General features: G+C 69.6%; 9 protein-coding genes and 2 pseudogenes. 3 read left to right on the plus strand and 8 right to left on the minus strand.

Annotated features, from left to right (window positions below):
* The first annotated feature begins 4 nt into the window (after nucleotides 1-4).
* Both KM933_RS26110 and KM933_RS26115 read left to right on the plus strand, forming a co-directional pair.
* A complete protein-coding gene (locus KM933_RS26110) occupies nucleotides 5-1000 on the plus strand; it encodes an arabinan endo-1,5-alpha-L-arabinosidase (protein WP_221356277.1) in 996 nt (331 codons plus the stop codon).
* Nucleotides 982-2415, plus strand: coding sequence for a family 43 glycosylhydrolase (locus KM933_RS26115; RefSeq protein WP_221356279.1), 1434 nt, complete (start codon nucleotides 982-984; stop codon nucleotides 2413-2415). The genes KM933_RS26110 and KM933_RS26115 overlap by 19 nt, the downstream gene beginning before the upstream one ends.
* A gap of 143 nt (nucleotides 2416-2558) precedes the next feature.
* Here KM933_RS26115 and KM933_RS26120 read toward each other — a convergent pair.
* The 8 genes and pseudogenes from KM933_RS26120 to KM933_RS26155 form a co-directional block, all read right to left on the minus strand.
* Nucleotides 2559-4228, minus strand: a pseudogene (locus KM933_RS26120) (pyridoxal phosphate-dependent aminotransferase).
* 128 nt (nucleotides 4229-4356) lie between these two features.
* Nucleotides 4357-5412: pseudogene (locus KM933_RS26125) on the minus strand (aldose epimerase family protein); the annotation flags it as partial.
* A 131-nt stretch (nucleotides 5413-5543) separates the two neighbouring features.
* Nucleotides 5544-6791: a multiple monosaccharide ABC transporter permease gene (gene mmsB / locus KM933_RS26130; protein WP_221356283.1), complete on the minus strand. Its 1248-nt coding sequence runs from the start codon at nucleotides 6789-6791 to the stop codon at nucleotides 5544-5546.
* A 5-nt stretch (nucleotides 6792-6796) separates the two neighbouring features.
* A complete protein-coding gene (gene mmsA, locus KM933_RS26135) occupies nucleotides 6797-8338 on the minus strand; it encodes a multiple monosaccharide ABC transporter ATP-binding protein (RefSeq protein ID WP_221356285.1) in 1542 nt (513 codons plus the stop codon).
* A 33-nt stretch (nucleotides 8339-8371) separates the two neighbouring features.
* Nucleotides 8372-9487, minus strand: a complete 1116-nt coding sequence (gene chvE, locus KM933_RS26140; RefSeq protein WP_221356286.1) for a multiple monosaccharide ABC transporter substrate-binding protein — start codon at nucleotides 9485-9487, stop codon at nucleotides 8372-8374.
* Between the two features lie 134 nt (nucleotides 9488-9621).
* On the minus strand, nucleotides 9622-10590 hold the full coding sequence (locus tag KM933_RS26145; protein WP_221356288.1) for a hypothetical protein: 969 nt from the start codon (nucleotides 10588-10590) through the stop codon (nucleotides 9622-9624).
* Nucleotides 10591-10753: 163 nt separating this feature from the next.
* Nucleotides 10754-11767: a zinc-dependent alcohol dehydrogenase gene (locus tag KM933_RS26150; RefSeq protein WP_221356290.1), complete on the minus strand. Its 1014-nt coding sequence runs from the start codon at nucleotides 11765-11767 to the stop codon at nucleotides 10754-10756.
* A gap of 142 nt (nucleotides 11768-11909) precedes the next feature.
* On the minus strand, nucleotides 11910-13067 hold the full coding sequence (locus tag KM933_RS26155) for a mandelate racemase/muconate lactonizing enzyme family protein (RefSeq protein ID WP_221356292.1): 1158 nt from the start codon (nucleotides 13065-13067) through the stop codon (nucleotides 11910-11912).
* A 349-nt stretch (nucleotides 13068-13416) separates the two neighbouring features.
* On the opposite strand from KM933_RS26155, the gene KM933_RS40705 reads away from it, so the two are divergent.
* Nucleotides 13417-13635 (plus strand): SCO2400 family protein (locus KM933_RS40705; RefSeq protein WP_430727368.1); only part of this gene is annotated, 219 nt, incomplete at its 3' end.

The following is a 13635-nucleotide window of genomic DNA, read 5'->3' on the forward strand; positions in this document are numbered from 1 at the left end:
CCGCGTGAGCCGCACCTCCAGCAGGACCCGCAGGACCCGGAAGACCCGCAGGACGGCCCTCCTCGCCCTCCCCGCGGCGGTCCTGCTCGCCCTCGTCCCCACCACCGCCTCCGCGTACCCGAACCCGGGCGTCGTCACCGGCTCGACCGTCGTGCACGACCCGACGATGATCCGCACCTCGTCCGGCCAGTACCTGCTGTACGCCACCGGCGGCGGCATCAGCAGCAAGCGGTCGGGCGACCGGACCGCCTTCAGCGCGGGCGCCGACGCCTTCGGCGCCAAACCGGCCTGGTGGTCGGGGTACGCGACCGAGGCGTGGGCCCCCGACATCTCGTACCAGGGCGGCAGGTACCTGATGTACTACGCCGTCTCGACCTTCGGCTCGAACAAGTCGGCCATCGGTCTCGCCACCTCGGCGACCGGGCAGCCCGGCTCCTGGAGCGACCAGGGCGTCGTCTACTCGTCCACCGCCTCCAGCGACTACAACGCCATCGACCCGAACCTCTTCGTGGACGGCGACGGCAGGTGGTGGCTGTCCTTCGGCAGCTGGTGGACCGGGCTGAAGATGATCCAGCTCAACCCGTCGACCGGCAAGCAGCTCTCCTCCGACACCACGCGCCACTCGATCGCGTCCCGCCCGACCGGCACCAAGGCCGTCGAGGCGCCGTCCGTGGTCAAGCGCAACGGCTACTACTACCTGTTCGCCTCGTACGACACCTGCTGCGCCGGCACCGGCTCCACCTACAAGGTCAAGGTCGGCCGGGCCACCAGCGTCACCGGGCCCTACTACGACAGGAACGGCGTCGCCATGACGAACAACGGCGGTACGCCCGTGCTGGAGTCGCACGGCCGGTACATCGGCCCCGGCGGCCAGTCGATCCTGGCGGACGTGGACGGCGACCTGATCGTCTACCACTACTACGACGGCCAGGACAACGGCACCCCCAAACTCGGCATCAACCTCCTGAACTGGAGCAGCGGATGGCCCGTCGCCTACTGACCCTGCTGGCCGCGCTCCTGCTCGCCCTGTCGCTCGGGCAGCCGCCGGCGAGCGCGGCGACCTTCGCCAACCCGGTCAAGTCGGTGAAGGGCGCCGACCCCTGGATCTCGTACCACGACGGCAACTACTACCTGGTGACGACGAGCTGGACCGACGTCATCACCATGCGGAGGTCGCCGACGCTGGCCGGGCTCGCGACCGCGCCCAGTGTGCAGGTGTGGAAGGGCGACGCGGCCTCGCGCTGCTGCAACATCTGGGCGCCCGAGCTCTTCTACTCCGGCGGCCGGTGGTACCTCTACTTCGTGGCCGGGCAGAACGTCTCCGACTACAACCCGACCCAGCGCACCCACGTCCTGGAGAGCTCGGGCTCCGACCCGATGGGCCCGTACACCTACCGGAACCAGCTCAACAGCTCCTGGATGCTGGACCCGAGCGTGCTCGATGTGAACGGGCGGCTGTACCTGCTGGGCAGCGCGAACGGCGGCACGCAGAACCTCGTCATCGCCCCCATGTCCAACCCCTACACGGTCAGCGGCTCCTTCTCGACGATCTCCACGCCCACGTACGACTGGGAGAGGTCGGGCGGGACGGTGAACGAGGGGCCCGAAGTGCTCCGGCGGGGCGGGGTGACGCGGATCGTCTACTCGGCGAGCGGGTGCTGGACGCCCGACTACAAGCTCGGGCAGCTGACGCTGACCGGCTCGAACCCGCTCTCCGCGTCCTCCTGGACGAAGAAGTCCACACCGGTCTTCCAGCGCAACGACGCCGCCGGGGTGTACGGGCCCGGGCACAACGGCTTCTTCACCTCGCCCGACGGGAGCGAGAGCTGGATCGTCTACCACGCCAACGACGGCGCGAGCGAGGGCTGCGACAACGGGCGGACCACGCGGGCGCAGAAGTTCACGTGGAACGCGGACGGGTCACCGAACCTCGGCACGCCGGTCGCGCTCGGCACGGGCATGGCCGGGCCGTCGGGGGAGCCGTCGGCCACCTCGACGACGTACACGCTGACCAACCGCAACAGCGGCAAGTGCCTGGAGGTGGCGGGTGGTTCGGCCGCCGACGGGGCCAACGTCCAGCAGTACGCCTGCAACGGCGGGAACCACCAGAAGTGGCGGGTGGAGGACCGGGGCGACGACACCAGCCGGCTGGTGAACGTGGCCTCCGGGAAGGTGCTGGACACGGCGGACTGCTCCGCCGCGGACGGGGCGGACCTGCGGCAGTGGGCGTGGCTCGACAACACGTGCCAGCGGTTCCGGTTCCTGACCACGAGCGGGGGTCACGTACGGATCGTGAACCAGGCCACCGGGAAGGTCGCCGATGTGGCCGACTGCTCCGCGGCCGACGGCGCGGACGTCCGCCAGTGGAGCTGGCTGGACAACACCTGCCAGCAGTGGCGGTTCAACGCGGCGTGAACCCCGGTGAGGGCTGGTCACGCGGTTCCCCGCGCCCCTGAAAGCACCGGGCGCGGGGGACGGTTGTGAGGGGCGCGGGGAACCGCGCGATCGTCGAGTGCCGCCCCCACCGGCGGTGAGCCGGTTCCGCGGCCCCGCCCGGGTCAGCCGATCCGGCCCGGCGCGCCGGCCGCGGGCCAGTTCGTGCCGGACGCGCCCGGCGTGTTCGGCCACCCCCCGGCCGGCTGGGGCGGCGGGAACCCCTGCGGCGGGCCCTGCGCGGCCACCGCGGTCAGCCCGTCCGGCATCCCCGTCGTGCCCCGTGCCTGCGCGGCGGTCATCGGCTGCGGCTGCCCGACCATCCCGTTCGCCGCGGCCACCATCGGCTGCGGCTGGGGCAGTTGCACCGGCACCGGCTGCGGTTGGGGTATCGGCTGAGGCAGTTGCTGGGGCTGGGGTATCGGCTGGGGCTGCCCCGTCATCGCACCCGCGCCCGCACCCGCCGTCAGCGGCTGGGGCTGCCCGACCATCCCGTTCGCCGCGCCCGCCAGGCCCGGGTAGCCCTGTCCGTTGGTCGAGCCGACCAGGCGGTCGACCGCCGCCGTACCGGAGCTGTAGCCGGTCCCGGNGTCGAGCCGACCAGGCGGTCGACCGCCGCCGTACCGGAGCTGTAGCCGGTCCCGGTGCTCAGCTCGGGCACGGGGGCGGGAGCGGTCGCCCGTCTGGTGGTCCCGTAGAGCACCGACTCCAGGCCGGCCACCAGACGGCGTACGTCCGCCTGGGGGCGCACCACGAGCCGCAGGAAGCGGCTGGAGGAGCCGATCTTGTTGCCGCACTCACGGACCAGGACGCGGTGCTCGGTGAGCAGCCGGTCCCGGACCACGGTGCCCTCCGCGCCCACCGGCAGCCGTACGAAGAGGAAGTTGCCCTGGGAGGGGTAGACCGTCAGGCCGGGCAGCGTGGACAGCTGGCGCGCCATGTCGAGCCGGTCGCGGCGCACCATGTGCAGGCTCTCCACGTACTCGGGCCCGTGGTCCCGCAGCATGAACACCACGGTCTCCGCGAAGGCGTTGAGGTTCCACTTGGGCAGCATCGAGCGGATCCTGCCCGCGAGCCCCGGGTTGGCCACCATGTAGCCGAACCGCACGCCGTGCAGGCCGAAGTTCTTGCCGAGGCTGCGCAGCACGATGACGTTGGGCCGCATCACCGCCTCCTCGACGATGCTCGGCTCGTTCTCCGCGTCGGCGAACTCCAGGAACGACTCGTCGATGACGATCAGGTCCAGGTCGGCGAGCGCGTCGCAGAAGGCCAGGACCGTCTGCTTGGGCAGGAAGCCGCCGTCGGGGTTGTTCGGGTTGCAGATGACGGCCGCGCGGGTGCCCCGGGAGCGGATGAACTGGATGTACTGCGCCGGGTCGAGCGCGAAGCCGTTGCTCTCCTGGAGCGGGAACATGTCGACGCGCTTGCCGGTCTCCAGCGGCTGGTCGGTCCAGCGGCCGAAGGTGGGGACGGGGATGGCGAGCGACTCCCGGACCAGCAGGTGGTCGATCCAGGTGATCAGTTCCGTGGACCCGTTGCCCATCGCCACGCACTGCGGCGGCAGCTGGAGCAGGTTGCACAGCTCACCGGTGATCGTGTCCGCGCTGCTCGGGTAGTACGTGATGATGTCGCGCAGCCGGTGGGTCAGCTCGTCGAACATCGCGGGCGTGGGAAAGTACGGATTGCACGGGATGCAGAAGTCCAGCGGACCCGCCTCCCCGCTCTCGCGTGCCAGCGCGGCCATCGAGGGGCTGTGCGCGCCGGTGCGGAACAGCGAGGTGACATTGTCGGCCATGGACCCTCCGTCCTTGAGGGGCGGCCCGGGCGGGGATACGCGGGCCGTCCCTGAGTACGGGCGGCGGTGTGTCTCCGTTCAACGCCTGTGAACGGATGTGCAAGTTGTGGACCTGTCGTGAAGAACGGTCACTTGTCGAACGAATGGACCGTCGTCGACCGGTAGGTCCCGCCCGGCCTGAGCACGGTCGTGGGGAACTCCGGACGGTTGGGCGAGTCGGGGAAGTGCTGGGTCTCCAGGCACACCGCGTCGCCCTGCCCGTAGGCCCGGCCGCCGGGGCCGGTGAGGGTGCCGTCCAGGAAGTTCCCGGTGTAGAGCTGCACGCCGGGCTCGGTCGTCGCGATCCGCAGGGTGCGGCCGGAGACCGGCTCGCGGAGGGTCGCGATGTGCTCGGGCCGCTCGGTGGGCCCCTTGTCGAGGACCATGTTGTGGTCGATGCCCCTGGCGTGCAGGAGCTGCGGATCGGGCTGTCCCAGGTCCGCCCCGACCGTCTTGGGCGTTCGGAAGTCGAAGGGGGTGCCCGCCACCCCGGCGAGCTCGCCGGTCGGCACGAGACCCGCGTCGACCGGGGTGTAGCGGGAGGCGGCGATCGTCAGCTCGTGGCCGTGGACGGAGCCGGTGCCCTCGCCCGCCAGGTTCCAGTAGACGTGGCTGGTGAGGTTGACGACCGTGGCCCGGTCGGTGGTCGCCTCGTAGTCGACGCGCCAGTCGCCCTCCGCGGTGAGGGTGTAGGTGACCTCCGTCGTCAGGGTGCCGGGATAACCCATCTCGCCGTCGGGGCTGGTGCGGCGCAGGACCAGCCCCACGTCGGAGCCGGCCGTGAACTCCTCCACGTCCCAGACCCGCCGGTCGAAGCCCGCGGGGCCGCCGTGCAGGTGGTGGCCGCCGTCGTTGACGGGCAGCCGGTGGTCCTCGCCGTCGAGGGTGAAACGGCCCCCGGCGATGCGGTTGCCGTACCGGCCGATCAGGGCGCCGAAGTACGGGCTGGACGTCTCGTAGGCGCCGAGGGTGTCGAAACCGAGGGAGACGTCGGCGTACCGGCCGTGGCGGTCCGGGAGTTCCAGGGACTGGACGATGCCGCCGTAACCGAGGACCTTCAGCCGGGTGCCGCCGTTCTCCAGCGACCAGCGGTGGACCTTCGTTCCGTCGGCGAGTTCGCCAAAGAGTTCTTTCACCGGTTCCTGTCTTCCCGAGACGTGGCTGTTCGACGTGGCTGTTCCTGGCGCGCGAGGGGCGCGCGAGGGGCGCGCACAAAGGAAAGCACAAAGAAAAACGGGCCCCGTGGACCGTACGTCCACGGGGCCCCGCCCGTACGCTACGAACCGACCTTGCGCTTGTTCCAGACGTCGAAGCCGACCGCCGCGAGCAGCACCAGGCCCTTGATGACCTGCTGCCAGTCACTGCCGACACCGACGAGGTTCATGCCGTTGTTGAGCACGCCGAGGACCAGACCGCCGATGATCGCGCCGAGGACCGTGCCCACGCCGCCGCTCATCGACGCGCCGCCGATGAACGACGCGGCGATCGCCTCCAGTTCGAAGTTCACACCGGCCTTCGGCGAGGCCGCGTTGAAGCGGGCCGCGAAGACCAGGCCGGCCAGCGCCGCGAGCATGCCCATGTTGAGGAAGACCAGGAAGGTGACCTTCTTGTCCCGCACACCGGACAGCTTGGCCGCGGGCAGGTTGCCGCCGATCGCGTAGATGTGGCGGCCGATGATGGAGTTGCGCATCACGTAGCCGTAGCCGACGACGAGGACGCCGAGGATGAGCAGCACCACCGGGGCGCCCTTGTAGCTGGCGAGCATCATCGTCACCGTGAGCACGGCGGCGACCAGGGCCACGATCTTCAGCAGGAACAGGTTGGTGGGCGGCACCTCCAGCGCGAACTCCTGCTGGCGCTTGCGGTCGCGGAACTCCTGGAGCACCACGAACGCGATCACGACGAAGCCGAGCAGCAGCGTGAGGTTGTGGTAGTTGGTGTCCGGGCCGACCTCGGGGAGGAAGCCGTTGGCGACCTTCTGCAGGCCCTCGTCGAACGGGCCGATCGTCTGGCCCTCCAGGAAGATCTCCGTCAGACCGCGGAAGAGCAGCATGCCGGCGAGGGTGACGATGAAGGAGGGTATGCCGAGATAGGCGATGAAGAACCCTTGCAGGGCCCCCGCGGCGGCGCCTATGAGCAGGCACAGCACCACGGCCACCGGCCAGGAGACGTCGTGGTTGACCATCAGTACGGCCGCCACCGCGCCCACCAGGGCGGTGAGGGAGCCGACCGACAGGTCGATGTGGCCCGCGATGATGACGAGCATCATGCCGATCGCGAGGATCAGGATGTAGCTGTTCTGCAGCACCAGGTTGGAGACGTTGCGCGGCAGCAGCAGGTCGCCGTCCGTCCACACCGCGAACAGCACCACGATCAGGCCCAGCGCGATCAGCATGCCGTACTGCCGCATGTTGCGGCGCATGCCGTCCATCATCAGCTGCAGCAGGCCGTTGCCGCCGCCGGCCGGGCCGCCCTTGCCGGCGGGTGCCGGCGCCGGGGACTTGGCGGTCACATTCGTGCTCATCGGTCTTACCTCTTGTCCTTCGTCATCTGGCGCATCAGCACTTCCTGCGTGGCCTCGGCCCGCTGGACCTCACCGGTCAGCCGTCCGGCGGACATCGTGTAGATGCGGTCGCACATCCCGAGCAGTTCCGGCAGCTCGGAGGAGATGAAGACGACCGCCTTGCCCTCGGCGGCCAGTTTGTCGATGACCGTGTAGATCTCGAACTTGGCGCCCACGTCGATGCCGCGGGTCGGCTCGTCCAGGATCAGCACATCGGGTCCCGCGAAGATCCACTTGCTGAGGACGACCTTCTGCTGGTTGCCGCCCGACAACTTGCCCACCGGCTCGAAGACCGTCGGCGCCTTGATGTTCATCGACTTGCGGTAGCCCTCGGCGACCTGCCGCTCCGCGTGCTCGTCGACCACACCGCCCTTGGCGACCTTGCCCAGAGCGCTGAGCGAGATGTTGCGGTTGATGTTGTCGATGAGGTTGAGGCCGTAGTGCTTGCGGTCCTCGGTCACGTACGCGATCCCGTGCCCGACCGCCTCGGGCACGGTCTTCGTACGGATCTCCTTGCCGTCCTTGAGGACGGTGCCGCCCGCGTAGCGGCCGTAGGTGCGCCCGAAGACGCTCATCGCCAGCTCGGTGCGCCCGGCGCCCATGAGCCCGGCGATGCCGACGATCTCCCCGCGGCGCACCTGGATCGACACGTCGTCGACCACCTTGCGCTGCTGGTCGATGGGGTGGTGCACGGTCCAGTTGCGGATCTCAAGGGCCGGCGCCGCGCCCACCTCGGGCTCGTGCGGGGTGCGCTCGGGGAAGCGGTGGTCGAGGTCGCGGCCGACCATGCCGCTGATGATCCGGTCCTCGGTGGTCTCGGCGGCCTTCACGTCGAGCGTCTCGATGGACCGCCCGTCGCGCAGGATCGTCACCGAGTCCGCGACCGTCTCGATCTCGTTGAGCTTGTGCGAGATGATGATCGAGGTGATGCCCTGGCTCTTGAGGCCCAGGATGAGGTCGAGGAGCTTGCCGCTGTCCTCGTCGTTCAGAGCCGCCGTCGGCTCGTCGAGGATCAGCAGCTTCACCTTCTTCGACAGCGCCTTCGCGATCTCGACGAGCTGCTGCTTGCCCACGCCGATGTCGGCGACCCGGGTGTCGGGGTGCTCGTCGAGGCCGACCCGCCGCAGCAGTTCGGTCGCGTGCTTCAGCGTCTCGTTCCAGTTGATGAAACCGCGCGTGGCGTGCTCGTTGCCGAGGAAGATGTTCTCCGCGATGGAGAGGTAGGGCACCAGGGCGAGCTCCTGGTGGATGATCACGATGCCGTGCTGCTCGCTCGCCCTGATGTCCTTGAACCGGCAGGTCTCACCCTCGAAGAGGATGTCGCCCTCGTAGGTCCCGTGCGGGTGGACGCCGGAGAGGACCTTCATGAGGGTCGACTTCCCGGCGCCGTTCTCCCCGCAGATGGCGTGGACCTCGCCCGGCCGGACGCTCAGGGAGACGTCCGACAGCGCCTTGACGCCGGGAAAGGTCTTGACGATCGAGCGCATTTCCAGGACGGGTCCCGCCATGGTCGTGCCTTCCAATCCTTAGAGAACGGCGGGTTACTTGAGGTCGCTTTCCTTGAGGTAGCCGGAGTCGACCAGCGTCGCCTTGTAGTTGTCCTTGTCGACGTTCACCGGCTCCAGCAGGTACGCGGGAACGACCTTCGAGCCGTTGTCGTACGTCTTGGTGTCGTTGGTCTCCGGCTTCTTGTCGTTGAGCACGGAGTCGACCATGTTCGCGGCCACCTCGGCGAGCTTGCGGAGGTCCTTGTAGACCGTCTGCGTCTGCTGGCCCGAGATGATCGACTTCACCGAGGCGACCTCGGCGTCCTGGCCCGTGACGATCGGCAGCGGCTTGTTCTTGGAGCCGTAGTCGTCCGACTTGAGCGCCGACAGGATGCCGATGGAGATGCCGTCGTAGGGCGAGAGCACCGCGTCGACCCTGTCGCTCTTGTACGCCGAGGTCAGCAGGTCGTCCATGCGCTTCTGGGCGGTGCCGCCGTCCCAGCGCAGCGTGGTGACCTGGTTGAGCTTCGTCTGGCCCGACTTGACGACGATCTGCTTCTTGTCGATGTAGGGCTGGAGGGCGTTCATCGCGCCCTTGAAGAAGTACTGGGTGTTGTTGTCGTCGTTCGAGCCGGCGAAGAGCTCGACGTTGAACGGGCCCTTCTTCGAGCCGTCCTTCAGGCCGAGCTTCTCGACGATGTAGCCGCCCTGGAGCTCGCCGACCTTCTCGTTGTCGAACGACGCGTAGTAGTCGACGTTCGGCGAGTTGAGGATCAGGCGGTCGTAGGAGATGACCGGGATGTCGGCGTCCTTGGCCTGCTGGAGGACGTTGTCGAGCGACTTGTTGTCGATCGCCGCGATGATCAGCGCCGAGACACCCTGCGTGATCATGTTCTCGATCTGCGAGACCTGGGTGTCCGGGTCGTCCTCGCCGTAGGCCAGCTTGGTCTTGTAGCCCGCCGCCTTGAGGTTCTTCTCCACGTTGGCGCCGTCGGCGATCCAGCGCTCGGAGGACTTGGTCGGCATCGCGATACCGACGGTGGAGCCCTTCTTCGACTCTCCCTTGTCGCTCTCGCTGCCGCCCTCGCTGTCCTGCCCGCAGGCGGAGAGGGTGAGGGCGAGGGAGGCTGCCGCGGCTATGGCGGAGAGGGCTGCCTTGCGATTGCGCATGATCATCTTCCTTGATGCTCTGACGGGGGCTCGGTGTTCAGTTGTGAAAGGGATGGAGCGGGAACGACCGAGAGGAGGTGTGTGGGATTGTGTTCGGCCGCGTCGTCTTTTGTGAAGGGGGTGTGCCCGGAACGTTATGAGGGAATGTCAAACCGCTGGAGCGTTCCCGGAAGCCGCGAGCCGAGCGGCGCCATGTCGCCGTCCGCCCCGTGCCGCGCCAGCAGGTCCAGGGCGAGCCGGCCGCGCCGCACCCTCTCCCGTGCCGTCGACAGCGTCAGCTCCCTCATGTGGTGGCCGTACGGATAGATCCCCGGAGCCTTGGACAGCCCGAACTTCAGGTACAGCGGTGCGCCGCGCCTGATCAGTTCGGCGACCTCGTACATGCGCACGTAGCCGCCGAGATCGTCGGGAGCCTCGATGTACATGTCCATGGGAGCCGCGCTGACCCGGCGGATCTCCGTCAGGTGGTCCAGCGTGAGATCGCTGGGCACGTTGACCGAGTCCCCGCCGAGCTGCTCGTACACGGCGTACGCGGCCGGGTTCACCGGACCGATGAGCGCCGAGACCTTGAGCGTGGTGTCGGCCGGGATGATCCCGGCGACCCGGGCCCGGTGCAAGGTCCACAGCACGCCCTCGTCCGCCACGAGGAGGCACTTTACGCCCAACTCCGTTGCCCGTACGGCGTCTTCGAGACAGCCGGCGACCGCGTCGTGACCGCGGGCGCGCAGCCCGCCGCCGCGGGAGTCGGTACGGGTCGAGCCGCCGATGTCCCACGTGCCGCGCGGACCGGTGAAGAGGCAGAGCTCGATGTCCCGCTCGGCGGTGGCGTCGACCATCTCGGTGATCTCGGCGTCGGTCAGCATCCAGACGCCGCTGCCCTGGCTGATCCGGTGGATCGGCACGTCGAGCCGCGAGGACTCCTTCAGGACCACGGCCAGTGCCTCGGGCCCCTCGCACGAGGGGATCTCGGTGCGCCAGCGGCCGCCCCCCGGGAAGGAGTGCGGGGAGGCGTCGGCGGGGGACAGGGCGGGCGCGCCCAGGCCGAGCGCGGCGAGCGCCTGCTCACCGGGTCGACGGGCCGCTCTGGGAGAAGCGTCGGTCACGGGCTTTCCTTAACTCTGGCAAAGTATGCGTTCGACATGTCGGACATGGTTCGCGCCGGTGGGTGTACGCCGGTGCGGGGCGTCAGGTCTCCGCACCGGCGTACGGATCGGGGGCCGGCCGCCGGCGTACGGATCGGGGGCCGGCCGTCGGCGCCGCGGGCCGTCAGGGCTTCAGCAGTACCTTGCCGACCTTCGGGTCGCCCGACCCCACCAGCTCGATGGCGTGGGCGAACTCGTCCAACGGCAGTTCGTGCGTGACCAGCGGACGCGGATCGAGCAGACCGGCGCCGAAGACCCGCACCGTGTGCGCCCAGGCATCCGGCGGCGCCCCGAACACGGTGTGCACCTCCAGCTGCCGTACGACGAGGTCGGTGGGGTCCAGGCCCTCGGCGCCCGCGGCCGGGATGCCCGTCAGCACCAGCCGCCCGCCGCGCCGCAGCAGCGCGGCGGCGGTGGTCGCGGCGGTCGCCGACCCGGCGGTCTCGATCACCACGTCGAAGTCGTCTGGCAGTTCCTGGTCGCGGGTGCGGAAGTCGGTGGCGCCGAAGGTCCGCGACAGCTCCTCGCGGTCCGGGCGGGTGCCCACCACGAGCAGCTCCGAGGGCGAACCCGCCCGCAGGAACTGCACGGCGAACATGCCGAGCGTCCCGGTGCCGACGACCGCCACCCGCTCACCGGGCCGCGCGCCCGCCTTCAGCGCCGCCGCCGCGATGCAGGCCGCGGGCTCCAGGAGCGCCGCCGCCGTCAGGTCGGCGTCGTCGGGGAGCACGTGCAGCAGCCGGGCGGGCAGCGTGAGCGTGCCCGCCATGGCGCCGGGCTGCGTGAACCCCGTCTCCTCGTAGCCGGCCGTGCACAGCGTCGTCTCGCCCTCGTGGCAGCGGTCGCAGACCTGGCAGTTGCGGAAGCCCTCGCCCACCACCTTGCGGCCCACGAGCCCCGCCGGGACGCCGCTGCCGACCGCCTCCACCGTGCCGGACCACTCGTGGCCCGGGGTGAGCGGGTAACGGACGTACCCCTCGGGGCGGCTGCCCTGGTACACCTCGCGGTCGCTGCCGCAAATCCCGGACGCGTGGACCCGTACGAGGGCCTCGCCGGCGGCGGGTGCCACGGGCTCGTGCGGGGCCAGCCGGTGCGCGCCCGGCCCCTCGATGACGACGGCCTGGCCGGTGGCGCTCATGGCTGCTCCGTGGCGGTGGGACGGGTCGGGGTCCCGGGGGAGCGGCGCCCCCTCCGGTCCGCCTCGGCGCGCGGGCACGACGGCGTGCCGGGGCGGTGCACAGCCTGCCACAGCGCGCCGTGCGGCCCGGTACCGGGCGCGGTCACTTGGTGCCCTTCGGCCTGCGCTGCTCCCAGCCGTCCGCCCACAGGTCGAAACGGGCCTGCTGCTGCGGGAACTCGGCCGCCGCGTCCGTGTCCAGCTCGACGCCCAGACCCGGCTCGTGGGACAGCTCGAAATAGCCGTCGACGACCTGCGGGGCGCCCTTCACGACCTTCTTGATGTCCGCGTCCGCGAAGTCGTTGAAGTGCTCCAGGATCTTGAAGTTCGGGGAGGTGAAGCCGACCTGGAGGGAGGCCGCGGTCAGCACCGGACCGCCCACGTTGTGCGGTGCGACCAGCACGTAGTGGGTCTCGGCGGTCGCGGCCAGCTTCCGGGTCTCCCAGATGCCGCCGAGGTGGCCGACATCCGGCTGGATGATGTCCACGGCCTGGCTCTCGAAGAGCTCGCGGAACTCGATGCGGTCGTGGATGCGCTCGCCGGTCGCGACCGGCATGTCGACCTTGGCGGCCACCTTCTCCAGCGCCTTGAGGTTCTCCGGCGGGACCGGCTCCTCCAGCCAGGCCGGCTTGAACGGCGCCAGGTCGCGCGCGAGCCGGATCGCGGTGGCCGGCGAGAACCGCCCGTGCATCTCCAGCATCAGCTCGGTCTCCGGGCCGATCGCGTCCCGGACGGCCTCGATCAGCGACACCGCGTAGAGGCTCTGCTGGTGGTCGAGCTCGAAGTGACCGGTCCCGAACGGGTCGATCTTCAGCGCCCTGTACCCGCGCTCGACGACCGCCTGCGCCGCCTTGTGGTACGCCTCCGGGGTGCGCTCGGTGGTGTACCAGCCGTTGGCGTACGCCTTCACGCGGTCGGTGACCTTGCCACCGAGGAGCTGCCACACGGGTACGCCGAGGGCCTTGCCCTTGATGTCCCAGCACGCCATCTCGATCACGGCGATGCCGGACATCACGATCTCGCCGGCCCGCCCGTAGTCGCCGTACTTCATGCGCTTGACGAGATCCTCGACAGCGAACGGGTCGGAGCCGAGAATGTGATTGGCCTCGGCCTCCCGCAGGTAGCCGAGGAGCGCGTCGGTGTGCCCCAGCATGCGGGTCTCACCGACTCCGGTGAGACCTTCGTCGGTGTGCACCTGGACATAGGTCAGGTTGCGCCACGGCGTCCCGACCACGTGTGTGCTGATTCCGGTGATGCGCACGGAAATTGCCCCTTGTCGTGCTCTGCGGCTGCTTTTACGACTCTGTGTCGTGCCCTGCGTGGTGTTCTACGTCGCTTGCGTCGCCTGCGCCGCCTGCGTCGTATGTTCGAGATTTCGTCATGCGTTCGAAATGCTGGCCAGACAGTAAGGACGGGGCGGCTTCGGTGTCAATGGGGCGAACGCACAACGGTTTCGGTGCGAAGGCGCAGGAAGAAGGGGGAGGAGCGGGAAAGGCGGCGAAGTGTCCGCCCCGTTCTCGGCCGCTCCAAGAGGAATGGGCGGTTCGGCACAGAACTTTCACAGCTTCAGTTGTGAACGTGACCTGTGCGGAGTTTAGTCTTCCGGCGTCATGGACTACTGCCACCCGTGCCGACGGCACCTCAATGGCGCCCTCGCTTGTCCGGGGTGCGGTACATCGGCCGAAGCATGCCGGGAGTACGCGGCCTCGCTCTCGGCCCCCGCGAACGCCGGGGCGCGCGACGGGCACGACCCCGCCGGGGGCGGGGGCGGGGAGCCGTCCGGCGGCGAGGGGCGCCGGCCCCGGCGGGGGAGCCGCGGGGTCCGCGCG

It is taken from the genome of Streptomyces beigongshangae (assembly GCF_019710745.1).
In the GTDB taxonomy this organism is placed as follows: domain Bacteria; phylum Actinomycetota; class Actinomycetes; order Streptomycetales; family Streptomycetaceae; genus Streptomyces; species Streptomyces beigongshangae.